Source organism: Capnocytophaga sp. HP1101 (genome assembly GCF_054772415.1).
In genome coordinates this window covers 77,322-99,216 of sequence record NZ_BPUU01000007.1, presented here as the reverse complement: position 1 = coordinate 99,216, position 21,895 = coordinate 77,322, and the positions used below count along the sequence as shown (strand labels likewise).

The following is a 21,895-nucleotide window of genomic DNA, read 5'->3' as shown; positions in this document are numbered from 1 at the left end:
TGTGTGTCCTCAAAAGATTTGATTTTTATGAAGAAATACTTTTTTATAGCGCTACTCTGCTGGGGAGGTACTGCTCTTTGGGCACAAAACAGCGAGGAAATAAGCAAAGAACGCGCTGGTTATGAGCAACCGTATCACCCTGAGGAAGATGGTGACGCACGTATTACACAACTGCTAAGGCAAGCTAAAAAAGAACACAAAAAAGTGTTGGTGCAAATTGGTGGCAACTGGTGTGTGTGGTGCTTGCGCTTCAATCATTTGGTGACGACTACCCCTGAACTGAAAAGTATATTGGACAAAAAATACATTTTTTATCACCTTAATTTTTCACCAGAAAACAAGAACGAAAAAGCTTTTAAAAAGTACGGTAACCCAGGTGCACAATACGGTTATCCGGCTTTCTTGATTCTCAATGAAAAAGGAGAGGTGGTTTTCACTCAGAAGAGTGAAGAATTAGAATCGGGGAAGGGATATGACGTAAAGAAAGTAAAGAAATTCTTGCAGGGAAGGTTGTAATTTGGAAATTAGAAAATTAGAGAATTTGTAAATTTGGGAATTAGCAAATTTGTAAATTAACAGATTAGTTATTGGCTAATTTGATTAATAATTTTAATAATTTCGACAGCTTGAGTAGCCGGAACTGGATTGCTACCTTTGCTTGTTAGGGCTTGGTACAAATCTTCATAAAAGTGCCAATAGTTACCGTGCTGAGCGGTGGTGAGTGTGCGCTCATCAAGGGTATGGAGAATCCCATTAGGTTCGGTAACGGTAGGCAACCATTGAGAGGCTGAAGGGATAGCGCCTGCCACTAAGGCGTTTTCTTGAGCGTCGAAGCGCTGTTGAAGGAAGGAACCTTCAGTGCCGTGCAAGATATACTCCCATTGGCGTTCCAGAGCATAGGTAGTAGCTTTAAGGCGCACACGCAGTTGGTTTTCATAAAAGAAAATGAGTTCAAAATAATCGTCGGTTTGAGTACCTTCACGAAGGTAACCCAAATCGGCGTATACGTTTTTGGGAGAGCCAAAAAGCTGGAGGGCTTGGTCGATGAGGTGTGCGCCTAAATCGTAGAGAGTTCCTCCGCCACGTTCAGGAGTTTCCTTATGCGCTTTGGTACTAATTTCATTGCGAAAGCGGTCGAAGCGGATTTCTACTTCTTTGAGTTTGCCCAGCAGACCACTTTTTACTATTTCCTTCACCTTTAAGTAATCGCCATCATAGCGTCTGTTTTGGTAAACTGAAAGTAATTTACCTTGCTTTGTAGCCAACGCACTGAGTTCTTCAGCTTGCTCAGTAGTAACGGTGAAAGGTTTTTCTACCAATACATTTTTATTTGCTAACAAAGCAGCTTTGGCATACTCATAATGGGTTTGCACAGGGGTATTGACGACTACTAAATCTATCGCAGGGTCTTGTAACATCTCGTTTACCGAGCGATAGAGCTTGGCATTGGGGTATAGGGCACGCGAATCAGTACGATGGCGTTCGACTATAGCATAGAGTTGATACTGTGGATGTTGTGCTATGAAAGGAGCGTGGAAAACTCTCCCACTCATACCAAAGCTAGCAAGGGCTACATTTACAGTCATAAGTTAGGTGTTTATAATTCTTTTAGAGAATTGATAATATCTTTCATCTGCTGGTAATTTTTTTCTTTTTTGCTGGCTAAGGTCCACGTAAAGATTTGATAGTAGGTCTTTTTTGTTTCGACAATAGCTACCACATAGAAGACGCCGATACCATTGACGGTTTCGGTAGTTTCAACAACTACGGCAGGATATTTATTAATGGTGGTTTCGGTGATTTGCTTGGCAGTAGGGCGCATCATTTTGGCTTCTGCCCAACCTTTTTTGCAGATGCTAAAATAGTCCTTTAACCCGAAGGATTTAACAAAGGTTTTTTTGTTTTTAATGTGTAAAGAGTCCTTTAACACTTGGTAGAGCACTTCATTGAGTTCCTTTCGGTCTTCATCGATTACAGCGACAAAAAGCTCAGACTTACTGTTGCCATATTGCAGAGAAGCCTCTTCATAAAGATTATTTTGGCTGGTAAGAGAGTTAGGTAGTGTCATTTCGTATCTATCTTCAACTTTCACTACTTGAGTGGTTTCAGAGGAGGTGTCGCTCACTCTACAAGCCGTAGCCAAAAGGAAGACGAAGCCGAAATGCAAGTTACGTTTTAAACGCTTCATCTCTTTCCTAATTTAGTTTTTTCCGCCACAAAAGTATAAATAATTTTTAAACTAATCAACTTTTTAGCAAAAAAATACCGCAAATACTTTTTTTTTAGAAAAAAAAGGTTGAATTTTGTACCCGAAAATACGAGAAGATGCTACCGCTGAAAGACACATTAAAACACAAAGGATTACGCAAGCAATTAGCTGATTTATTGAGAGAAAAAGGTATAAAGGACGAGCGAGTATTGGAAGCTATCCGCACGATACCCCGCCATTTGTTTATGGATAGCAGTTTTGAAGACCACGCTTACCAAGATAAAGCTTTCCCGATTGAGGAGGGGCAAACAATCTCTCAACCTTACACTGTAGCTTTCCAAACAGAATTGCTACAAGTATCGCCACGCCAAAAAGTATTGGAAATAGGCACGGGGAGTGGCTACCAAGCCAGTGTACTGCTTTATTTAGGGGTACAACTTTACACTATTGAGCGCCAACAAAAGCTGTTTAAACAAACGCAAATACTGCTACCCAAACTGATGAATCGCCCTGTGCATATGTACTTTGGCGACGGTTATAAAGGGATTCCTAAGGAAGCGCCTTTTGACCGCATTTTGGTGACGGCAGGCGCACCTTATGTACCCAATGCACTACTTGCACAATTGGCGATAGGAGGGCGCTTGGTGATTCCGATAGGAGACGAGACCCAAACAATGACGGTGTACAAGCGCATATCAGAAAAAGAGTTTCACAAGACCACACACGGGACTTTTCAGTTTGTACCGATGCTGAAAGAGAGAAACTGATGATTAATGATTAATGGTTAATGGTTAATGGTTAATGATGAATAATAGATAATAATTTAATATGAGAACCATTACTTTTGCTTTACTATCGTTGTTGCTGTTTTCGTGTAAGACAGTACAACGCCCTAAAATGACAGCCCCTATGGATGAAGTTGCTATTAAGACTCTTAACGAAGGGACGTACTATGTGTATTCTGAGCCTATGGAGAAGCAAGCACCTTTGTTTTTCCCATTACTGCCTAAAGAATACAAAGAAACGGCACTACCTTTGAGTCGATTTAAACTGCAACTTAAAGCAGATTCGCTTTACGTGAGTTACCAAAAAGTGAAGGATAGCACGACTACAGTTGCAATGGTAGCTGGCTTTAAGGGCAAACAGAAGAAAAACTTTTGGCAACGCTATAATAGGTTTAGAATCTATCCGTTTATTCCTATTTATTTAGGAGTGGATATCGATAGAATACGCATAGCTCCTGATAAAGATGGGAATTTGTTAGTAGAAGTGTATAGAGACCGACAAGGTGCGGTTATGTTTGTACAGTTTTTCAATACTTATTATGATACTTTTGTATTTAAAAGAGAAGAACATAATGAATTATCTAAAGAAACTACAACAGAGTGATGAATTTGAATACTGTGAAGGTGCTACCGCCGAAGAAATTCAAATTGTAGAAACATCTTTAGGGGTATTACTCCCTGAAGTGTATGTAAAGTTCTTGAGCGAATGTGGCTCTTGTAACTTTGGGGATACTTATATCAATGGAGTTTACAAAGAAGATGGAATATTATCATACCCAATAATAGAACTCACAAAACAGTTGAGAGAAGAACTCAACCTCCCCGATGATTTTATCGTACTCAATTACGAAATTGACGAATATCTTATTCTGTACAAAGTCTCAAAAACAGATCGCCTCAACGATTCAAAAGTATATGGTGCTGAAATACATTGTAATAAAGACGGTAATTTTGAAATGAACAAACCTACACTGCTATTCAATTCTTTTAATGAATATTTTGAGGATTTCTTAGAATTAGCAGACTAAAAAAGAGCAAAGCGACTTAACGCTTTGCTCTTTTTCTATAATTGTATACTAAGTAATTCTGCACCGAGTTTATGCAATCCGTCTTGTATTTTTTGACGTTGAGCTGTACGAGGTTTTTTTAGCCCCACAGCGTATTGGTGTATCAATTTCTGATTGATACCTGTGAGTCGTTCAAAGGCGGGGTTGCTTATTATCCCTTTAAAATATTGTAACAGACTTTCAGTGTCATATTTGTAGGTAAGTTGGTAATTGTTATAAGGAAAATTACCGAGTTCTTTTTGCAGAGCAATAGCGTCAAAGATACCGTTTTTAGCCTCTTGAACAGTTTCACCTCCTGCACTTATACCTTCTACATTTTCAGCATAAGCCCAATAAAAATCGTTACTGCGTTCTATAATGATAGTAATGTTTTTCATATTATATAATGTTTTTTAGAATAGTTCCATTTCCTTTTTTACCTTTTTCTCAAGTCCTTTCCCTACCTCTTTACTTCCGTGATATGGTACGGGATAAGTTTTATCACCTTTTTGATAGATATAATGACTTCCAGAAACCCTTATTAGTATCCAATCATTTTCAGTGATAAGCCGATGTAACTCACTTGACTTCATATATTAGTTTAATTGGTTTTTGATGTTGCAAAGGTATATGTTTATATACTTATATCCAAATTTTTGATGAAAATATTTTAAAAAGAAAAGAGCAAAGCACTTTAATGCGCTTTGCTCTTTTTGTTCCTTAAATAAGTTTCTAAGGGTAATGATATAGGAAGTTTACTGTTTGACAAAAGTCATAGTAGAAGTATGTTTATTTCCTTTATCATCTTCTACTGGAGAAGTAAAGGTAAGTTTATTCCCTACTATAGATATTGTAGCAGAACCTCCACTTTTATCTTCCCAGATAATAGATATGGTATTCCCTGAAACCGAATAACTTCCTTTTTGCGTTTCAAGTTCACATTTATAAAGGACTTTATTTATATCATAATATTCACTCGAATCTGTAAAAGTTACTTCTTTCTCAGTAAAAACAAAAGAAGGTTTTACATTACAGTTTTTAAGAGACTTGTCATCTGGTTTATCAAGAGATTTAGGGACTCCATCAATAGTCATACTTTCCCATACCCAAGTACCAATTAAGTTCTTGTTTTGTACACTTCCCCCATTGTCGCTTTTACCACAAGCGATAAAGGTTACTAAAATTACTGCCATAATGGCTACTACCTGTGTAGCAGTGCGAAAGGTTGCCCACGCTACGTTTTTGTTTTTGTTTTTCATTGCTATTGTTACATAAAATTAAGTTTATACCTACTCTGTTCAGGCTTTTCGGTTACCGCCTTTATCGTGTAGGTTTCGCTATAATAAAGCAATAAAAAAACGTGGAAACATTCCTTATTGCTCAATTTCTGAAGCCCGACCAAAGGCTGATGTAAATAAGCAAAAGGAATGCCCACGTAACCGTAGGCATTTCCACTTTTACTTTCCTATTTACATCTAAAAAAATTGGTCGTTTTCAGAAATTAGGAAACTGTAAAGCGAAACGCTATATGTTGTTATGTTTAAATGCTATTTAAGCATTTATGTTTTCAATGAAAATTTTAATACAGAATTAACTTAAATTCAAGACGGAAAGCCGTCTTAGTAATCTATTCGGGTCTTGCTTAGCATTCATTACACCTATGATCCAAACTTTTGAAAGTTCTTCTATCACAAGAAAATAAATACAAAAATGAAATCTTTTAGTAAGACAAACTCTAATTTTTTCAGTTTCTGTTCTAAAAGAATAAGGTCTACTTTTAATATCTTGTATATAGTCGTATATTTCCTCATAGACTTCAAAACCTAAATTTTCTTTGATATTGTTGTAAAAAACAACTATATCTTCCAAGTCTAACTCAGCTTGGTGATGAATCATCAAATTAAAAACCATACTTAGTTCTTAGTCTTCTGTCAAAATCATCAAATGAACCTCCTGCTGTTTCAGGATTTGTCATTATCTCATTGGCTCTTGCTGTAAGCACTTGTAAATACTCATCAGTAGGAGCTCCCTCATCAAAAGCTATATTCTTTTCTTGTAAAAAAGAAGTTAATATAGCTTCTTGTAAATCATCTTTAGGATATACCAATACCATAATAATTTTGTTTTATGCGACAAAAGTATAAAAAAGTTTTATTCCTACAAAGAAAAAGAGTCATTTTAACACAAAAACATTGTTATCAACTTTGCCAAAGTCTCAAACTTTGGCAAAGTAAAAAGCAATGCACATCGCTGTACATTGCTTTTGTGAATTGTCAATTATCAATTGTTAATTGAATAATGCTCTAAGTTCTTTAGCGGTTTCTACCATTGCGTGGAGGGCGGCTTTGGTTTCTGGCCAGTGGCGCGTTTTGAGTCCGCAGTCGGGGTTGACCCATAGTTGCTCTTTAGGCACTACACTGATGGCTTTCTTCATCAAATTGGTCATCTCTTCTTGCGAAGGTACGCGTGGTGAGTGAATGTCGTATACTCCAGGGCCTATTTCGTTAGGATATTTGAAATCGCCAAACACATCAAGGAGTTCCATTTGGGAACGTGAGCACTCAATGGTAATCACATCGGCGTCCATATCGGCGATGGCTTCAATCATATCGTTGAACTCGGAATAACACATATGGGTGTGGATTTGGGTTTCGTCGTCCACGCCCGATGCCGAGATGCGGAAGGCTTTGATAGCCCAGTCAAAATAAGCTTTCCACTCGCTTTTGCGCAAAGGCAATCCTTCGCGAATGGCAGGCTCGTCAATCTGAATCACTTTGATACCCGCTTTTTCCAAATCAACTACTTCATCGCGAATGGCTAAGGCTATCTGCAAACAAGTTTCGGAACGAGGCTGGTCGTCGCGTACAAATGACCATTGCAAGATGGTTACAGGGCCTGTAAGCATTCCTTTTACGGGCAACTTAGTAAGCGATTGTGCGTATTTACTCCAGCGTACGGTCATTGGCTCAGGGCGTGAAATATCACCAAAGATAATTGGGGGTTTTACGCAACGCGAACCGTAACTTTGCACCCAACCGAATTTGGTAAAGGTGTAGCCTTTGAGGAGTTCTCCAAAGTATTCCACCATATCGTTGCGTTCAAACTCGCCGTGTACGAGCACGTCAATTTGAGTGTCTTCTTGAAAACGGATAGAATCTTCAATTTCTTTTTCTAACAGTTTATCGTATTCGGCTTGGGTGAGTTCGCCTTTTTTGAAGCGAGCACGCCAACTGCGCACTTCGGCAGTTTGTGGGAATGACCCGATAGTGGTTGTAGGGAAGAGCGGCAAGTTCAGTGCTTTGTGTTGTGCATCTTTGCGCACGTTAAACGGACTGTGGCGCACATCGTCTTTAGCGGTGATGCCGTTCACGCGTTCTTTTACCTTTTGGTCGTGAATAAGCGGAGAGGTTTTGCGGTTCTCAGCGGCTTTTTTGTTTTCTTCAAAAATCGCTTTTACCTCAGGGGTAATATGTTTGGTAGCAATCGCTTTGAGAGTTGCGAGTTCTTTCACCTTCTGTTTAGCGAAAGCCAACCATTGTTTGATTTCAAGGGTAAGCACTTTCTCGTTGTTTTCCAATTCAAGGTTACAAGGCGAGTGCAATAGCGAACAAGAAGTAGCGATAAGCAGACGATCAGCACCGAGGGCTTCGGTAGCTTTTTCCACGAGAGCTAAGGAATGTTCAAAGTTGTTTTTCCAAATATTGCGGCCGTCTACCACCCCAAGCGATAGTTTTTTGTCGGCAGGGAGAGCTTTGAGCACTTTGTCGAGCTGAGCAGTAGCACGCACCAAATCAATGTGGAGCACTTCAAAAGGCAAAGACACTGCCAAGTCGGTATTGTTGTCCAATGCCCCGAAGTAGGTAGTGAGGATAAACTCAGTGTTAGGGAATTGGCTTTTGAGTTCGCTATATACTTTTTTGTACACCTCAGCAGCGCCTTCAGGAAGGTCGAGTGCCAAGTAAGGTTCGTCAATCTGAATGGTTTTAGCTCCTGCATCTACTAAACTGCGCACGATTTGGATGTACACAGGCAATAAGCGTTCAGCTAAGTCTAAGCGGTGGAAACCTTGTTCTTTTTCTTTACCGAGCAACAAATAAGTAACCAAGCCAATAAGCACAGGTTTAGTGTCAAAACCGTGTTTTTTAGCGAGGTTGTATTCTTGCAAAGGTTTGTTTACCAAAATTTTGAAGGTTTGATCTTTGGTAAATTCAGGTACTATATAGTGGTAATTGGTATCGAACCATTTGGTCATTTCCATAGCGGTGATATCGATACCATCTTTTTGATAACCACGAGCTAGAGCGAAGTAACGCTCGGTGTTTGAAAGGTGCTTGATAGGGGCAAAACGCTCGGGAATCGCGCTCACTACAAACGAAAAGTCGAGCATTTGGTCATAGAACGAAAAATCGTTTGAGGGGATGAGGTCAATGCCAGCTTCTCGCTGCAACGACCAGTTGTGTACACGGATTTTTTCCGCTACCGCCAAGAGTTCTTCTTCTGAGCTATTACCCGCCCAAAAAGCCTCATTAGCCTTTTTAAGTTCTCGTTTTTCACCGATACGAGGGTAACCTAATACGTTTGTTCTCATTATATATTCTGTTTGAAATTTCTAATTCGGGGCAAAGGTAATAAAAATAATGTGACCTACAAATTTTTAAATAATAATTTTTTACTACAAATTTAAATTTTAGGATATTTTTCTGAAAAGAGAGTTTTTGTCAGGTTTGAGATTTCCGTTCTAAGAGATGATATCACTGTGATAAAAAAAGTCCCCGCTTAGGGCGAGGACTTTGGGAAACTGTGATTATCTTTTATTTGTTACTTGTTACCTGATGTATCAAATCAGCGGCTTCTTGGAACTGTATAGCCGAGTGTACTGATAAGCCTGAGGCGTCTAATATTTCTTTAGCTTGCTCGGCATTGGTACCTTGCAGGCGCACAATGATAGGCACGTGAATGGCATCGCCCATATTTTTATAGGCATCTACTACCCCTTGTGCCACGCGGTCGCAACGCACAATACCCCCAAAAATGTTGATGAGGATAGCCTTCACATTAGGGTCTTTGAGGATGATGCGGAAAGCCGTTTCTACGCGTTTGGCATCGGCGGTGCCTCCCACATCGAGGAAGTTGGCTGGCGAACCTCCCGCTTGCTTGATGAGATCCATCGTAGCCATAGCGAGGCCAGCACCGTTTACCATACAGCCCACGTTGCCGTCGAGGGCTACATAGTTGAGTCCTACAGCTTTAGCTTCTACCTCAATAGGGTTTTCTTCGCGTGTATCGCGGTAGGCTGCATATTCGGGGTGTCGGAAGAGTGCGTTGTCATCGAGCACCACTTTGGCATCTACTGCCATTATTTTGTTGTCGGAAGTTTTCAGTACAGGGTTGATTTCAAACAGACTCGCATCGGAAGAGATATAAGCGTTGTACAGAGCTGTTACGAATTTTACCATTTCTTTTTGAGCTTCGCCCGTTACGCCTAAGTTGAACGCAATTTGGCGTGCTTGGAAAGGCAATAAGCCCGCGGCAGGGTCGATTTCCTCGGTGAAGATAAGGTGAGGTGTTTTTTCGGCAACTGCCTCGATATCCATACCGCCCTCGGTAGAGTACATAATCATATTTTTACCTTTGGCACGGTTGAGCAATACCGACATATAGAACTCTTTAGTCTCACTTTCGCCAGGGTAGTACACATCTTCGGCGATGAGCACTTGGTGCACTTCTTTACCCGTAGGCGGTGTTTGCGGGGTGATGAGGTGCATCCCGATGATTTGGGAAGCGATAGGCTCTACTTGGTCTAAGCCTTTAGCGAGCTTGATACCACCCCCTTTGCCACGCCCACCCGCGTGAATTTGTGCTTTTACTACATACCACTGAGTGCCAGTAGCTTCAGTGAGTTGTTTAGCTGCCTCTACAGCTTCAGCAGGGGTTTGAGCTACAATGCCGCGCTGTACGCGCACCCCAAAACTCGAAAGGATTTCCTTCCCTTGGTATTCGTGTAAGTTCATACGTGATTGATTTGGTAACTATTCGGCAAAGATACGAAAATAATTTGATAATTAGCAAATTTGAAAATGAAAAAATTAGCAAATTGACTAATTGGCAAATTGACAAATTATTACTACTTTTGTCCCCTAAACCGATACAAATGAAAAACACCTATATATTAGCCATTGAATCTTCTTGCGATGACACCTCTGCTTCAGTGCTTTGCAACGACCAAGTGCTTTCTAACGTGGTAGCCAATCAGGAAGTTCATAAACAATACGGCGGGGTAGTACCCGAATTGGCTTCACGCGCTCACCTTCAAAACATTGTGCCCGTAGTAGCCCAAGCCCTCAAAAAAGCCAATATCACTCAAAACCAACTCTCGGCTATCGCTTTTACGCGCGGCCCTGGTTTGATGGGGTCGCTATTGGTGGGGACTTCCTTTGCCAAATCAATGGCAATGGGGCTCCATATTCCGCTCATTGAGGTTAACCATATGCAGGCGCATATACTCGCGCACTTTATTGACGAAGGACAAGAAAAACCCGAATTTCCTTTCCTCGCAATGACCATCAGCGGGGGGCATACCCAAATTGTGAAAGTAAAGAGTTTTTTTGAGATGGAAGTATTGGGTGAAACTTTGGACGATGCTGTGGGGGAAGCCTTTGACAAAACCGCTAAAATATTAGGACTTCCTTACCCTGGTGGCCCCCTCATCGATAAATACGCTCAAGAAGGCAACCCCAAAGCCTTTACTTTTTCGAAACCTAATATACAAGGACTCAATTTCAGTTTCTCCGGACTCAAAACGGGCATTCTCTACTTCGTACAGAAACACACGCAAGAAAATCCCAACTTTATCACCGAAAACTTAGCCGATATTTGTGCCTCGGTGCAACACACCATTGTGGAAATACTGATGAGCAAACTCAAAAAAGCTGTCAAAGAAACAGGCATCAAGCAAGTAGCTATAGGCGGAGGGGTGTCGGCCAATTCAGGCATTCGCAACGCTCTCACTGCTTTGGGCGAGCAATACGGATGGCGCACCTTTGTGCCTAAATTTCAGTACTGTACTGATAACGCCGCAATGATAGGAATTGTAGGGTACTACAAATTCTTGGAAGGCGATTTTACTGAGCAAGGCGTGACGGCGCAGCCGAGACTATCGTTTAGGTAATAGGCTGGAGAAGGCACTTACCCCTTATTTGAAAAAAAGCTCATATCTTTATAGGAACTCTCCTATAAAAATATGAGCTAAAAAAAGTAACAAATAAAAATAATTCTCTTCTTAATGGTCTTTTACAATTACGAGTTGTGCTTTGGAGCCTGTGGCTAAATCCCAACGGTTGCGCAATATCGTTTTACCTTGGTCGTCAAGCACCATAAACTCTGCCGTATTAGGGCCTGAATCCCCTTGGTTGAGCGCCAAAAACTCTACTTTGTTAAACCCTGGCTTGAGTTCCACCTTGAAACCTCGAAACTCTCCCAGTAGAAAAATGTCGCGAACTTCTTCTACTCCATTTACATACAAACTCACGTGGTCACCATCAATCGCAGCGAAGTCGCGACAATACACATTTACAAACTTTCCGTTATTGGTAAAATCCCCAAAAAACTGGTCGCCTTTAGGCGCCTCATAATCCTCTTGCTTGTGGTCGTTGAGCACTTCGTAATTAGGCTTGAACTCCACTTTGCGCTGTACCAAACTGCTCTTTCCCGTGAAATCAATACTCTTTTGAGGGGTCTTCATCCAAGGGTTGTCCTCTTTTTTAGGTGCTACACGCAAATTGATAGGACTGCTTTTGCTTTCAAGCTCAGGTGATTTCTCCAGCGGGATCACCACTTTTATATCCCTTTTTTGTGTCTCAAAAGGTTGTGCCTGAGCTGCTAAGCCTCCTAACAATAGTAATATGTACAAGTGTAATTGCTTCATATCATTTGGGCATTTACTTTTTTATAGCGATAATTATGCCAAATATTTGTTTTCTGCCGAATATTTCATACCTTTGCCCCTCACTATAAAGTATTTTTTTATGAAAAACATCGCATTATTTGTAGCACTCTCTTCCTTTTTTGTAGGAACCGCTCAAGATGACTTAATCAAATCGGTAGCTGCTAACCATTCAGAAAATGCTGGATTCCAGTTTACTACCGTTATCAACCTTGAACGCACCGACGTGAAAGACCAAGGTAGTAGTGGCACTTGCTGGAGCTATGCTGGCGCTTCTTTCTTAGAAAGCGAAATGAGCCGTATGGGCAAAAAACCTATCGACTTAGCCGAAATCTTCACCGCACGCAATACTTATATTGAAAAAGCCAAACAATACGTGCGTATGCACGGCTATTTGGATTACGGTCAAGGGGGTGAACTCCACGACGTGATCAATATGTACGCCAAATACGGTGCAGTACCTCAATACGTGTACACCGGCTTGAACTACGGCACCAATCGCAACGACTTTGGCGAATTGCACGGCATCCTTAAAGGATTCTTAGAAGGCTTAGTGAAACGCGAAAAAGTGAAAAAACTCACCCCTAACTGGTTGCCTGCCTTTACAGCAACTATCGATGCTTATTTAGGTACTGTGCCCGAAAGCTTTATGTACGAAGGCAAAAAGTACACCCCTCAAACCTTTGCAAAAGAACGTGTGGGTATCAACCCAGCCGACTATATAGAAATGGTCTCTTACGCCGACCAGCCTGTGTATCAAAATGTGTTTATGGCCGTACCCGATAACTGGAGTTACGATCACGCCTACAATATCGCAATGACCGATATTACCAAAACCATCGACAATGCGCTCAAAAAAGGTTATACTATCGCGTGGGCAGCCGATGTGAGCGAACGTTATTTCAGTTGGAAAAACGGCGTAGCTTTCGTTCCTGAAAAAGATCCTGCCGAGATGACCCAAGATGAAATAGCCCGTTTGTTTAGCAATACACCTGCTGCCGAGAGAACCATCACCCCCGAAATGCGTCAGCGTGATTTTGACAACTATCAAACCACCGACGACCACGCGATGCACATCGTAGGCCTTGCCAAAGACCAAAAAGGTCGCGAGTACTACATCGTGAAAAACTCTTGGGGCTTGCGCAATGACTATCAAGGCTATCTATACGTAACCAAAGCCTTTGTACAGTTCAAAACTACCGCCCTTATGCTCCACAAAGGCGGCGTACCGAGCGACATACTTAAAGGTAAGAGATAAGAGGTAAGCAACTTTAAGGTTTATAACTAGGAACTTTTAGGTAATACAATACAATAAAAAAGCAGTATAGCGCATTTTGCGCTATACTGCTTTTTTTGTCTCTACACAGCTCTGTTATAATACCGCAATGCAAGAAATCTCTACTTCTACAGCTTTAGGTAATTGTGCTACTTGTACGGTTTCGCGTGCGGGTGCTGTTGCCTCGTTGAAATAGCGCGCATATACGCTGTTTACTTGCGCAAATTGCCCCATATCGGCTAAGAAAATGGTGGTTTTTACTACATTTTCAAAGGTAGCACCTGCTTCGGTGAGAATGGCTTTGAGGTTTTCCATCACTTGCTCGGTAGCAGCTTCAATGCCTTTTACTACCTCGCCTGTGGCGGGATTTACGGGTATTTGTCCTGATACGTAGAGCGTGTTGCCAGCTTTTACAGCTTGAGTGTAAGGTCCTATAGGCGCTGGCGCTTTTTCTGTAAAAATGATATGTTTCATATAAAATAGTGTTTAGGTTTCACGTGTTAGGGAGTAGAAGTTAGTTTAGTAAAGTTGGCTTTTAGTGTTCCTATGTTACCTACTCGGTCTTTAGCTTCTACAATGAGCTCATACTTATCGGTTTGGGTAGTATCAATATCGCTGAAATGAAAAGTAAGACAACGGTTTTTTGGTTCGTATTCAAAGAGTATCCACTGACCGTTGAGAGTGGCAGAGCAGGACTCAAATCCTGAAAGATTATCACTTACTAAAATCTTGAGTGTATTAGCTTTCACGAAGCCCCCATTTCTGAAATTCACGGCTTTAAGAGTGGGTGGAATAGTATCTTTGCGCAAAAAGAACTTTCCTAAGTTACGCGCTTTGGCTGTGAACACGCCATCTTTATAAACGGTAGGTTCATAGCCTCCGTTTGAACGAGCTATAAATACCTTAGAAGTGTCTTCATTCGCATAAGTATCGCTTTTGATAGTTACTGTAAAGAACTTTTGAGCAGGAATAAAGGAACTACCAACGGTTAAAGTATCCTTAGTACTGGTAATATTCATCAAATAATCTTTGTAAAAAGTATCTTCGGGGAAGTATACGCTTCCGTATTCCATTTCATAATAGTTATCGCGAGTTGCAACCACTTGCTTATTGCCTTTAGGTTCTGGTCGAGCTGTTTTTAAAGGCTCTCGTTTGCCTTCTATAGGGATATTGATTTTAGTAGTATTTCCTTTAAAATCTTCTGTAATAATAGATACTGTATATTGTTTACCTTCCTCAATGGTAAGATAGCCTTTATTAGGCTTTAATGTAGGATATACTGATTCGAGTTTGTTGTTGGGCAGTTTATACAATAGCTGTACAAAACCCCTGCGTTGTGCATAGCGCTCATAATCGATGAGGGCATTGAGATAGCGGGTATCATCATAGTTAACTTTATCAAAGACGATTTCTAATTGAGTTTCGCCGTTGAGCAATAGGCTTGTTTTATAGATACCGTTGCGGTGCATTGTTTCATCTTGACGGTCATACCCTAAGATACCAAATCCTATGGTGCCAATGGCATTTACTTTTTCGGTTAGATAAGTGCCATCTATCTGTTTGTTTTTATTGAGCTGACGGGGTAATTGTGTGTTATCAACTTGAGCATCATCACTTAGTGAATAAGCGTATACTTGTAATACCTCGGGAGGTGTAGTGTCTTGTATTTCCTGAAAGCCAAAGAGCAATGGATTCCAGCCGTTATTGTGAATATCACGCACCTCGAAATGCAAGTGAGGTCCTTGGCTTCCGCCGGTATTACCGCTGAGAGCTACCCAATCGCCTTTTTTTACCACAAATTGTTTTTCGGGAACGAGTATATCGATATCATAGGTTTGTTTTTCGTATTGTTTTTGTTTTACGTAAGCCTCTATCTCAGGAGCGTACTTCTGCAAGTGTCCGTAAGTGGTGACATAGCCATTGGGGTGAGTGATAAAAAGCATTTTGCCATAACCATAGGGACTTACTTTGATGCGGGACACGTAACCTTCTTCAGCTGCTAAGACCTGCAATCCTTCGCGACTCTCTGTTTTTAGGTCGATACCTCCGTGAAAGTGATTCGGGCGCAGTTCGGCGAAATTACCTGCAAGCAAGGGCTTGGTATTGAGGGGTATTGCAGCTTGAAAAGATTGAGCTATTAAGGTAAAAGGTAAAAGGCAAAAAGTAAAAGTGATGAGTAGTGAGTGATAAGTGATATGTTTTTTCATTATTTCAGTCTAAATTTTGCTTTTGTAAAAACGGCGCAAAAGTAGAGAATTATTAGCAAATTAGCAAATTAAAAAACATTGCCAAAGTTTAAAACTTTGGCAATGTTGTTATAGAGTACTGATATTTAAATCTTTTAAATCGAGAGTAGCGCCTATTTCTAAGAGGTGGAGGCGACGGTGGTCGTCTTTGAATTTGCGTTTAGAGGCTTCTTTATCGATTTTAATTATGGGGAAGGTGTCGTAATGTACGCCGAGCACATTGCCTACTTCTACAAAACGGGCGGCGGTTAGGGCATCGCGTACGCCCATTGTATAGTTGTTTCCGATAGGGAAAATACCCAAATTCACGCGGTATTGATGAGGGATAATTTTCATATCATAATGCAAGGCTGTATCTCCTGAAATGTAGATAGTTTCTTCGTTATAATCAATTAAGAAACCTGCGGGATTACCTCCATAAGAGCCATCGGGAAAAGAAGAGGAGTGTTCGGCTTTAATCATTTTGATTTTCACTTTGCCATCTACAAAGCGGTGAGACCCCCCGAGGTTCATTGCGTGACCGCTGAGTCCTAAAGCCTCGAAGTGAGCGAGGATTTCGGGGTTAGTAATGAGTTTTGCTCCTGTACGTTTGGCGATAGCTTCCACGTCGGCAATATGGTCGAAATGGGCGTGAGTAATGAGGATATAATCGGCTTTGAGCGTATTGATATCAATATGAGAAGCCAAAGGGTTGAGCGTAATGAATGGGTCTACCAAAAAATGGGTACCATCAATGTCTATATTCACGCAAGCGTGACCTAAGTAAGTTACTTTCATAGTGTTTTATTTTTTTTGATTATTATTTGTTGTTTAAGGCTACAAATGTACAGATAAAAAATGAATAATGCAAATAAAATTGAAATTTATAGAAAAATGCCAATAATACCGATGATGTCAATAATGCCAATAATACCGATAATGAACTTTGACAAAGGTCGTAGCACGACGACCGATTAAAAACTTTGGCAAAGTGTATGCCACTAAAAGTGGCATATCAGTGGTTTCGGAAGGAAACGAAGAGATTCGGAGGAGGTGATTCAGGTAAAAGTTAAAAGTTAAAAGGTAAAATGGGTATGGTTAGCTTATACAAAGCTTATAGGAACCTTATACGAATCTTGGACGATTGTTATACAAAGGGTATATAAGTGGTTGATTCATAATGTAATACAATAATGCCAATAATGCTAAAAACAGGGTTTCGAGACGAAAGAAAGGGGAAGAGGCAATGGGCATTAGGCAATAGGCATTAGGAGGTAACATCTCCCTAACCCTCTCGTTGAGGGGGAACTGTGACGACGCAAAGACGGTGCGAGCTGCACGGGCAGTTGTAGTAGGACAGGCAAGTAGGTAAAGAATGAATGAAGAAAGAACAAAGGTAACCTCCCCCTAACCCCCTCCAAAGGGGGAACTGTAGCGACGGGGAAGCGAAAGAAATGACGAAGGACGAGGGACGAAGGAAATGTGATGAAAATATCTCCTTAGTATCGTATAAACATTCCCCTAGCCCCCTTCAAAGGGGGAAATGTGACGAGGGGGAAGCGAAAGAAATGACGAAGGACGAGGGACGAAGGAAATGAGATGAAAATATCCCCTTAGTATTGTATAAACATCCCCCTAACCCCCTCGTTGAGGGGGAACTGTAGTGACAAAAAGACGAAGGAATGATGAACGATGAATGGAGGTATGGTGAATTTGGGGTTAATGAAACAGCCGTTTTATATGGCTTTATAGAAAAGAAAATTGCTTATACTGATTTACGATAGGAGCGCCACCAACGTTCGGGGATAGTGCCACTAATGGCTTCTTCGTAGTCTTGAGGCAAACAAGGTATAAGTCCGGAAGGTACGTGATTTTGAGGTCCGGAGTATTTATCGCCTCCGGGCTTCATCCACCAGCGTTCGGTTTGTGTACTTTTGAAGAATTCGATTTGGATATCTTCGATAGGTACGATATATTTGGTGTAATTCTCGTCGTTTATTACGGGCAATTCTTTGATACGGAAGTTAAAGCCTTCGTAGAAATACCAGAGCATTTCGGCGAGCAATTGACTTGCTAAATCGGTATTTGGGATATCGAAAATTCCTGCTACTTGCACATTGCTACTGATGCCTGCATAACGGGTAATGGCACATATTTCCCTGCTATTGAAGCCGTTTACATTACCTTCTGTCAGCATATCTTTTGCTTGTACTGAGGTCATATCGACACTTACTATATCGGCATCTCGCATTGCGGGCTCAATAATCTTCAAATCATTCACTATATTGCCCAATCGATGTACTTCGAAGCACATTTTTTCGAGCAAATCGAGCTCTTCTTGTGCTACGTAATAGGACTGGTAGCCTAGATTGGTAAAATCAAGCAAATTCACGGGAGGTTCTGAGATGAGCTTGCTCATATAAGAGCTTTCGACAAAGAGTTCTTCGTCATCACCAAAATCAAACTTTGCATCTACACATACTATATTCACCATTTGTTCGAGGCTATCGAAAGCGCGGTAAAGCGAATAGGTAAAGTCTTGTGAACCTCCTAATACTATAGGTATCACTCCTTGCTTGATGAGATCAGCGACGATTTCGCGAATAGCAAAATGCGTGTCGTCTTCGGTTTCACCTAAGGGCAAATTGCCTAAATCGGCAATGGCGAAGTTCCAGTTGCCCATAAACAAGGAATACAAATGCTGACGAAACCGATAGAATGACTGCTCTTCTGTTTCGAGGCAGAAAAAAGCAATTTTCACATCGGTAAGGTCGGGTAAGCCAAGGGAAGGGAGGTGTTTATGTATTTGGAAACCTACTTGTTGAGGTTTGTAATCGTCTAAGGTAAAAGCCTCATCGACAGGCTGTAAATAGGATAGTGACATAATTATTTGTATTAATAGACGGCAAAGATAGGGGATAATTAGCAAATTAGCAAATTTGAGAATTAGCAAATTATTTGTGGTTGTTGATTCGTAGTTTATAATTATTTTGTAATTTTGCCGAATAAATAAGACAACTATTAGGATTTAGCTATTAACTATGAACGATATCACGGCTATACTCGATGATATATCGCACCGCCCTTGGGAGATTCCCAAAGGAAAAATCGCTTATTATCAGGAGTGGAACGATGCTTTGTTTTTACATTTTAGAGTAGAGGAAAAAGCCTTGCGAAACTTAGTTCCTGCTGAGATAGAACTCGATACTTTTCAAGGAAAGGCTTATGTATCAGTAGTTTGTTTTCGTATGGAGCAAATACACCCTATACACCTGCCAGCAGTGGGTTTCCTCTCAAATTTTTATGAGATAAATGTACGCGCGTATGTGAAGAAAGGAGATAAAGCAGGTGTGTATTTCTTGAATATAGAAGCAGAAAAGGCTTTTTCGGCTTGGGTAGCACGCACTTTATCGGGGCTTCCTTACGAAAAATCAAATATCAAGCGCACTCATAGAGGCTATACCAATGCGAACTCGCGAAAGAATTTCTATTTAGATGTGGGTTTTAACATTTCGTCGCACATAGAAGACAAAACGCCCTTTGACTTGTGGCTTACCGAACGTTATTGTTTGTACTTAAAACAAAGAAATAGTCTTTACCGTTATGAAATCCACCACAGAGAATGGCAACTAAACTCGGTAAAATTATATAATGTGGATATGGTTTATCAGTTGGGTGCTATAGAACTTTCTGCAGAGAATTTGGTAGCGGTACATTATTCAAGAGAACTACCTGTAGTGTCGTGGAAACGAGAAAAAATAGATAGAATTTAAAATGAAGATATTACATATAGACAAAAATCACCCCTTGATGCTCTCGCAATTAGCAGCACAAGGTTTTGAAAATCACGAGGACTACACCAGCCCTAAAGAAGCGATAGAAGCTAAAATTGCTGAGTATGATGGAATTATTATCCGCAGTCGCTTTCCTATAGATAAAACGTTTTTAGATAAAGCTACTCGCCTGAAGTTTATTGGTAGGGTAGGAGCAGGGCTTGAAAATATTGATGGAGCGTATGCCGAAAGTAAAGGTGTAACACTCATCGCAGCTCCTGAAGGTAACCGCAATGCCGTGGGAGAACACGCACTGGGGATGCTATTAGCACTGCTGAACAAGTTCAAGAAAGCAAACAACGAAATTAAGAATGGACAATGGTTGCGCGAGGAGAACCGCGGTTGGGAGCTTGACGGCAAGACAGTGGGCATCATAGGCTATGGCAATATGGGAAAGAGTTTTGCTAAAAAGTTGCGTGGGTTTGACTGTAATGTGATTTGCTACGACATTCTGCCTAACAAAGGCGATGAGAATGCCAAACAAGTAACTTTAGTAGACTTTTTCCGTCAGGCGGATATTGTTAGTTTGCACACGCCCCAAACGCCTCAAACTGAAAGGATGATTAACGAGGCGTTTATCAATAGTTTTGCTAAGAGCTTTTGGTTTTTGAACACTGCTCGAGGTAAGAGCGTCGTAACTGACGATTTGGTGCGTGCTTTGCAAAGTGGAAAAGTATTAGGTGCTGGCTTAGACGTATTGGAATACGAAAAAGCATCGTTTGAAGATTTCTTTACCGATGACCAGATGCCTGCCTCTTTCAAATACTTATTAGAAGCCGATAATGTGATTCTCACGCCTCATATTGCAGGCTGGACACTTGAAAGTAAAGAAAAGCTTGCACAAATAATAGTAGATAAAATCATTGACCAATTCGCTTGGCAAATTGGTATATTCACAAACTAAACAAATTAAATAGAAATGAAAAAAAGTTATTTACTCATCGGGGTAGCCGCTTTACTGCTCGGCAGTTGCTGTGCTACTAAACAAACTACCACAACGCAAACTACTACACAAGAAAGTGCCCTGATTGCCAATGGCAAATTGTGGTCGTCATACTTCCAGCAAAACGCTGCTGAATATGAGGCTTTGTGTTTGCAAGCCTTCAATGTGGCACAATTGCGCTTAGATGAAGCTCTTGCTAAAAAAGGGGATAAACCCTTAGCGATTGTTACTGACATAGATGAAACCTTTTTAGACAACTCACCTTTTGAAGCCTATTGTGCCAAGCAAGGTATCAGCTATTCACAAAAAGCGTGGGAAGAATGGACGGTATTAGGCGAGGCAGAACCTTTGACTGGAGCGTTAGAGTTCTTTAAATACGCCGATAGCAAAGGGGTAGCTATTTTTTATGTGACCAATAGGCGTGACAATGAGCGCGAAGGGACAACTAAAAATTTGCGCAAGTACAACTTCCCTTTACCTTCTGAGAGCCGATTGATACTTCGTTCAGCTGAGAAAAGCAAAGAAAATCGCCGATTACAAATTGCTAAAGATTATGATATTGTACTGCTGATGGGTGATAACCTTTCCGACTTCTCTAAGGACTTTGATGGAGGTACTCCAAAAGAACGCTCTCAGGCAGTTCACCATAACAAAACCGAGTTTGGTAAGCGTTTTATAGTGCTTCCTAACTACTCTTACGGCGATTGGGAAGGCGCTGCTTATGGTCATAAATATTCTATTCCAGAAGCTGAAAAAGAAGCGATAATTAAAAACAATACGAAGGCATTTAAATAGCTAAGAGGTAAAAGATAAAAAGGTAAATTATCAATTATTACTTGCTAATTGATAATTAATTCCTATCTTTGCAAAAAAATAGTCACTATATGCCTAAAAGCACAGTTACGCCCTATCAGGATTCAGCACAGGGTAAAAAAGAACAAGTTACCCAGATGTTCAACACTATCTCAGATACTTATGATGGTTTGAACCGCGTGATTTCGTGGGGGTCAGATGTAAAGTGGCGTAAATTTGTAGTGCAAAAAGTTGCAGAAATACACCCTACAACTGTGCTTGATGTCGCTACCGGAACAGCCGATTTAGCAATTGCTCTTACCACTATACCAGATGTTAGGATTACAGGATTAGATATTTCGGAAGGAATGCTAGAAGTAGGGCGTGAGAAGATAGCTAAAAAGAAACTTACTGATCGTATCAACTTAGTGCAAGGGGATAGTGAACAATTGCCTTTTGCCGATGCTACTTTCGATGCTGTAACAGTAGGCTTTGGAGTCCGCAATTTTGAAGATTTGGAAAAGGGGCTAAGAGAAATACTTAGAGTGTTAAAACCCAAAGGACGTTTGGTGGTGTTAGAAACTTCAGTACCTGAGAAGTTCCCCTTCAAGCAAGGGTATTATCTATATACAAATTATATGATGCCTCTCATTGGGAAACTTTTTTCTAAAGACCGATTAGCTTACCGATACTTATCTGATTCGGCTATTCACTTTCCATACGGGAAGAATTTCCAACAGATATTAGATAAAGTAGGCTATCATCAAACGGAATATTATCCTAAAACCTTAGGTGGAGTAGCCACCATTTACATAGCTAATAAATAGAACTTTAACAATAAAAA

The 21,895-nt window shown here is 40.7% G+C and carries 24 protein-coding genes; 10 read left to right on the top strand and 14 right to left on the bottom strand.

Translation table 11 applies throughout. The annotated features are described in order from the left end of the window. Positions 1-27 precede the first annotated feature (27 nt). The gene (locus RCZ04_RS05425) at positions 28-516 is read left to right on the top strand and encodes a thioredoxin family protein (RefSeq protein WP_460484941.1); all 489 of its coding nucleotides are present in this window, start codon (positions 28-30) and stop codon (positions 514-516) included. Between the two features lie 68 nt (positions 517-584). Here the strand turns inward: RCZ04_RS05425 and RCZ04_RS05420 are convergent, their stop codons facing one another. Further along, a complete protein-coding gene (locus RCZ04_RS05420) occupies positions 585-1,586 on the bottom strand; it encodes an oxidoreductase (protein ID WP_460484940.1) in 1,002 nt (333 codons plus the stop codon). 11 nt (positions 1,587-1,597) lie between these two features. Beyond that, positions 1,598-2,188, bottom strand: coding sequence for a hypothetical protein (locus tag RCZ04_RS05415; protein WP_460484939.1), 591 nt, complete (start codon positions 2,186-2,188; stop codon positions 1,598-1,600). Positions 2,189-2,325: 137 nt separating this feature from the next. On the opposite strand from RCZ04_RS05415, the gene RCZ04_RS05410 reads away from it, so the two are divergent. From RCZ04_RS05410 to RCZ04_RS05400, 3 genes are all read left to right on the top strand, one after another. Next, entirely contained in the window at positions 2,326-2,976 is a 651-nt protein-coding gene (locus RCZ04_RS05410) for a protein-L-isoaspartate O-methyltransferase family protein (protein ID WP_460484938.1), read from the top strand. A gap of 61 nt (positions 2,977-3,037) precedes the next feature. Beyond that, entirely contained in the window at positions 3,038-3,598 is a 561-nt protein-coding gene (locus tag RCZ04_RS05405) for a hypothetical protein (protein ID WP_460484937.1), read from the top strand. Then, positions 3,567-4,022: an SMI1/KNR4 family protein gene (locus RCZ04_RS05400; RefSeq protein ID WP_460484936.1), complete on the top strand. Its 456-nt coding sequence runs from the start codon at positions 3,567-3,569 to the stop codon at positions 4,020-4,022. The genes RCZ04_RS05405 and RCZ04_RS05400 overlap by 32 nt, the downstream gene beginning before the upstream one ends. A gap of 35 nt (positions 4,023-4,057) precedes the next feature. On the opposite strand, the gene RCZ04_RS05395 is transcribed toward RCZ04_RS05400, so the two are convergent. The 7 genes from RCZ04_RS05395 to sucC all read right to left on the bottom strand — a co-directional run bounded on the left by RCZ04_RS05395 (position 4,058) and on the right by sucC (position 10,051). Next, positions 4,058-4,438, bottom strand: coding sequence for a type II toxin-antitoxin system HicB family antitoxin (locus RCZ04_RS05395; protein ID WP_460484935.1), 381 nt, complete (start codon positions 4,436-4,438; stop codon positions 4,058-4,060). 15 nt (positions 4,439-4,453) lie between these two features. Beyond that, entirely contained in the window at positions 4,454-4,633 is a 180-nt protein-coding gene (locus RCZ04_RS05390; protein WP_460484934.1) for a type II toxin-antitoxin system HicA family toxin, read from the bottom strand. A gap of 162 nt (positions 4,634-4,795) precedes the next feature. After that, positions 4,796-5,299 carry a lipocalin-like domain-containing protein gene (locus tag RCZ04_RS05385; RefSeq protein WP_460484933.1) on the bottom strand — a complete coding sequence of 168 codons (504 nt, stop codon included), beginning with the start codon at positions 5,297-5,299 and terminating at the stop codon, positions 4,796-4,798. 331 nt (positions 5,300-5,630) lie between these two features. After that, a complete protein-coding gene (locus tag RCZ04_RS05380) occupies positions 5,631-5,936 on the bottom strand; it encodes a type II toxin-antitoxin system RelE/ParE family toxin (RefSeq protein WP_460484932.1) in 306 nt (101 codons plus the stop codon). A gap of 4 nt (positions 5,937-5,940) precedes the next feature. After that, positions 5,941-6,153 (bottom strand): hypothetical protein, encoded by a 213-nt coding sequence (locus RCZ04_RS05375; RefSeq protein ID WP_460484931.1) that lies wholly within the window; start codon positions 6,151-6,153, stop codon positions 5,941-5,943. A gap of 174 nt (positions 6,154-6,327) precedes the next feature. Then, the gene (metE, locus tag RCZ04_RS05370; protein ID WP_460484930.1) at positions 6,328-8,628 is read right to left on the bottom strand and encodes a 5-methyltetrahydropteroyltriglutamate--homocysteine S-methyltransferase; all 2,301 of its coding nucleotides are present in this window, start codon (positions 8,626-8,628) and stop codon (positions 6,328-6,330) included. A gap of 223 nt (positions 8,629-8,851) precedes the next feature. After that, on the bottom strand, positions 8,852-10,051 hold the full coding sequence (sucC, locus tag RCZ04_RS05365) for a succinate--CoA ligase subunit beta (RefSeq protein ID WP_460484929.1): 1,200 nt from the start codon (positions 10,049-10,051) through the stop codon (positions 8,852-8,854). Positions 10,052-10,191: 140 nt separating this feature from the next. Between sucC and tsaD the strand changes: the two genes are divergently transcribed. Continuing rightward, positions 10,192-11,208, top strand: a complete 1,017-nt coding sequence (gene tsaD, locus RCZ04_RS05360; protein ID WP_460484928.1) for a tRNA (adenosine(37)-N6)-threonylcarbamoyltransferase complex transferase subunit TsaD — start codon at positions 10,192-10,194, stop codon at positions 11,206-11,208. Between the two features lie 111 nt (positions 11,209-11,319). On the opposite strand, the gene RCZ04_RS05355 is transcribed toward tsaD, so the two are convergent. Further along, the gene (locus RCZ04_RS05355) at positions 11,320-11,964 is read right to left on the bottom strand and encodes a hypothetical protein (protein WP_460484927.1); all 645 of its coding nucleotides are present in this window, start codon (positions 11,962-11,964) and stop codon (positions 11,320-11,322) included. Positions 11,965-12,064: 100 nt separating this feature from the next. Here RCZ04_RS05355 and RCZ04_RS05350 point away from each other — a divergent pair, with 100 nt between their 5' ends. Continuing rightward, positions 12,065-13,240: a C1 family peptidase gene (locus tag RCZ04_RS05350; protein ID WP_460484926.1), complete on the top strand. Its 1,176-nt coding sequence runs from the start codon at positions 12,065-12,067 to the stop codon at positions 13,238-13,240. Positions 13,241-13,354: 114 nt separating this feature from the next. Here RCZ04_RS05350 and RCZ04_RS05345 read toward each other — a convergent pair whose 3' ends face one another. The 4 genes from RCZ04_RS05345 to RCZ04_RS05330 all read right to left on the bottom strand — a co-directional run bounded on the left by RCZ04_RS05345 (position 13,355) and on the right by RCZ04_RS05330 (position 18,367). After that, positions 13,355-13,732, bottom strand: a complete 378-nt coding sequence (locus tag RCZ04_RS05345) for a RidA family protein (RefSeq protein ID WP_454983175.1) — start codon at positions 13,730-13,732, stop codon at positions 13,355-13,357. Positions 13,733-13,758: 26 nt separating this feature from the next. Further along, entirely contained in the window at positions 13,759-15,465 is a 1,707-nt protein-coding gene (locus RCZ04_RS05340) for a M23 family metallopeptidase (protein WP_460484925.1), read from the bottom strand. Between the two features lie 108 nt (positions 15,466-15,573). Next, entirely contained in the window at positions 15,574-16,281 is a 708-nt protein-coding gene (locus RCZ04_RS05335; RefSeq protein WP_460484924.1) for an MBL fold metallo-hydrolase, read from the bottom strand. A 967-nt stretch (positions 16,282-17,248) separates the two neighbouring features. Beyond that, on the bottom strand, positions 17,249-18,367 hold the full coding sequence (locus RCZ04_RS05330; RefSeq protein ID WP_460484923.1) for a formimidoylglutamase: 1,119 nt from the start codon (positions 18,365-18,367) through the stop codon (positions 17,249-17,251). Positions 18,368-18,524: 157 nt separating this feature from the next. Here RCZ04_RS05330 and RCZ04_RS05325 point away from each other — a divergent pair, with 157 nt between their 5' ends. The 4 genes from RCZ04_RS05325 (at position 18,525) to ubiE (ending at position 21,878) form a co-directional block, all read left to right on the top strand. After that, positions 18,525-19,256 (top strand): YqjF family protein, encoded by a 732-nt coding sequence (locus RCZ04_RS05325; RefSeq protein WP_460484922.1) that lies wholly within the window; start codon positions 18,525-18,527, stop codon positions 19,254-19,256. Position 19,257: 1 nt separating this feature from the next. Beyond that, positions 19,258-20,220 carry a 2-hydroxyacid dehydrogenase gene (locus RCZ04_RS05320; RefSeq protein ID WP_460484921.1) on the top strand — a complete coding sequence of 321 codons (963 nt, stop codon included), beginning with the start codon at positions 19,258-19,260 and terminating at the stop codon, positions 20,218-20,220. Positions 20,221-20,235: 15 nt separating this feature from the next. After that, positions 20,236-21,054 carry a 5'-nucleotidase, lipoprotein e(P4) family gene (locus RCZ04_RS05315; RefSeq protein WP_460484920.1) on the top strand — a complete coding sequence of 273 codons (819 nt, stop codon included), beginning with the start codon at positions 20,236-20,238 and terminating at the stop codon, positions 21,052-21,054. Between the two features lie 89 nt (positions 21,055-21,143). Then, entirely contained in the window at positions 21,144-21,878 is a 735-nt protein-coding gene (ubiE, locus tag RCZ04_RS05310; RefSeq protein WP_460484919.1) for a class I SAM-dependent methyltransferase, read from the top strand. Positions 21,879-21,895: the final 17 nt, after the last annotated feature.

Coding starts and splice junctions, on each gene's coding strand:
- RCZ04_RS05425 (WP_460484941.1), top strand. CDS start 28: ATGAAGAAATACTTTTTTATAGCGCTACTCTGCTGGGGAGGTACTGCT.
- RCZ04_RS05420 (WP_460484940.1), bottom strand. CDS start 1,586: ATGACTGTAAATGTAGCCCTTGCTAGCTTTGGTATGAGTGGGAGAGTT.
- RCZ04_RS05415 (WP_460484939.1), bottom strand. CDS start 2,188: ATGAAGCGTTTAAAACGTAACTTGCATTTCGGCTTCGTCTTCCTTTTG.
- RCZ04_RS05410 (WP_460484938.1), top strand. CDS start 2,326: ATGCTACCGCTGAAAGACACATTAAAACACAAAGGATTACGCAAGCAA.
- RCZ04_RS05405 (WP_460484937.1), top strand. CDS start 3,038: ATGAGAACCATTACTTTTGCTTTACTATCGTTGTTGCTGTTTTCGTGT.
- RCZ04_RS05400 (WP_460484936.1), top strand. CDS start 3,567: ATGAATTATCTAAAGAAACTACAACAGAGTGATGAATTTGAATACTGT.
- RCZ04_RS05395 (WP_460484935.1), bottom strand. CDS start 4,438: ATGAAAAACATTACTATCATTATAGAACGCAGTAACGATTTTTATTGG.
- RCZ04_RS05390 (WP_460484934.1), bottom strand. CDS start 4,633: ATGAAGTCAAGTGAGTTACATCGGCTTATCACTGAAAATGATTGGATA.
- RCZ04_RS05385 (WP_460484933.1), bottom strand. CDS start 5,299: ATGAAAAACAAAAACAAAAACGTAGCGTGGGCAACCTTTCGCACTGCT.
- RCZ04_RS05380 (WP_460484932.1), bottom strand. CDS start 5,936: ATGATTCATCACCAAGCTGAGTTAGACTTGGAAGATATAGTTGTTTTT.
- RCZ04_RS05375 (WP_460484931.1), bottom strand. CDS start 6,153: ATGGTATTGGTATATCCTAAAGATGATTTACAAGAAGCTATATTAACT.
- metE (WP_460484930.1), bottom strand. CDS start 8,628: ATGAGAACAAACGTATTAGGTTACCCTCGTATCGGTGAAAAACGAGAA.
- sucC (WP_460484929.1), bottom strand. CDS start 10,051: ATGAACTTACACGAATACCAAGGGAAGGAAATCCTTTCGAGTTTTGGG.
- tsaD (WP_460484928.1), top strand. CDS start 10,192: ATGAAAAACACCTATATATTAGCCATTGAATCTTCTTGCGATGACACC.
- RCZ04_RS05355 (WP_460484927.1), bottom strand. CDS start 11,964: ATGAAGCAATTACACTTGTACATATTACTATTGTTAGGAGGCTTAGCA.
- RCZ04_RS05350 (WP_460484926.1), top strand. CDS start 12,065: ATGAAAAACATCGCATTATTTGTAGCACTCTCTTCCTTTTTTGTAGGA.
- RCZ04_RS05345 (WP_454983175.1), bottom strand. CDS start 13,732: ATGAAACATATCATTTTTACAGAAAAAGCGCCAGCGCCTATAGGACCT.
- RCZ04_RS05340 (WP_460484925.1), bottom strand. CDS start 15,465: ATGAAAAAACATATCACTTATCACTCACTACTCATCACTTTTACTTTT.
- RCZ04_RS05335 (WP_460484924.1), bottom strand. CDS start 16,281: ATGAAAGTAACTTACTTAGGTCACGCTTGCGTGAATATAGACATTGAT.
- RCZ04_RS05330 (WP_460484923.1), bottom strand. CDS start 18,367: ATGTCACTATCCTATTTACAGCCTGTCGATGAGGCTTTTACCTTAGAC.
- RCZ04_RS05325 (WP_460484922.1), top strand. CDS start 18,525: ATGAACGATATCACGGCTATACTCGATGATATATCGCACCGCCCTTGG.
- RCZ04_RS05320 (WP_460484921.1), top strand. CDS start 19,258: ATGAAGATATTACATATAGACAAAAATCACCCCTTGATGCTCTCGCAA.
- RCZ04_RS05315 (WP_460484920.1), top strand. CDS start 20,236: ATGAAAAAAAGTTATTTACTCATCGGGGTAGCCGCTTTACTGCTCGGC.
- ubiE (WP_460484919.1), top strand. CDS start 21,144: ATGCCTAAAAGCACAGTTACGCCCTATCAGGATTCAGCACAGGGTAAA.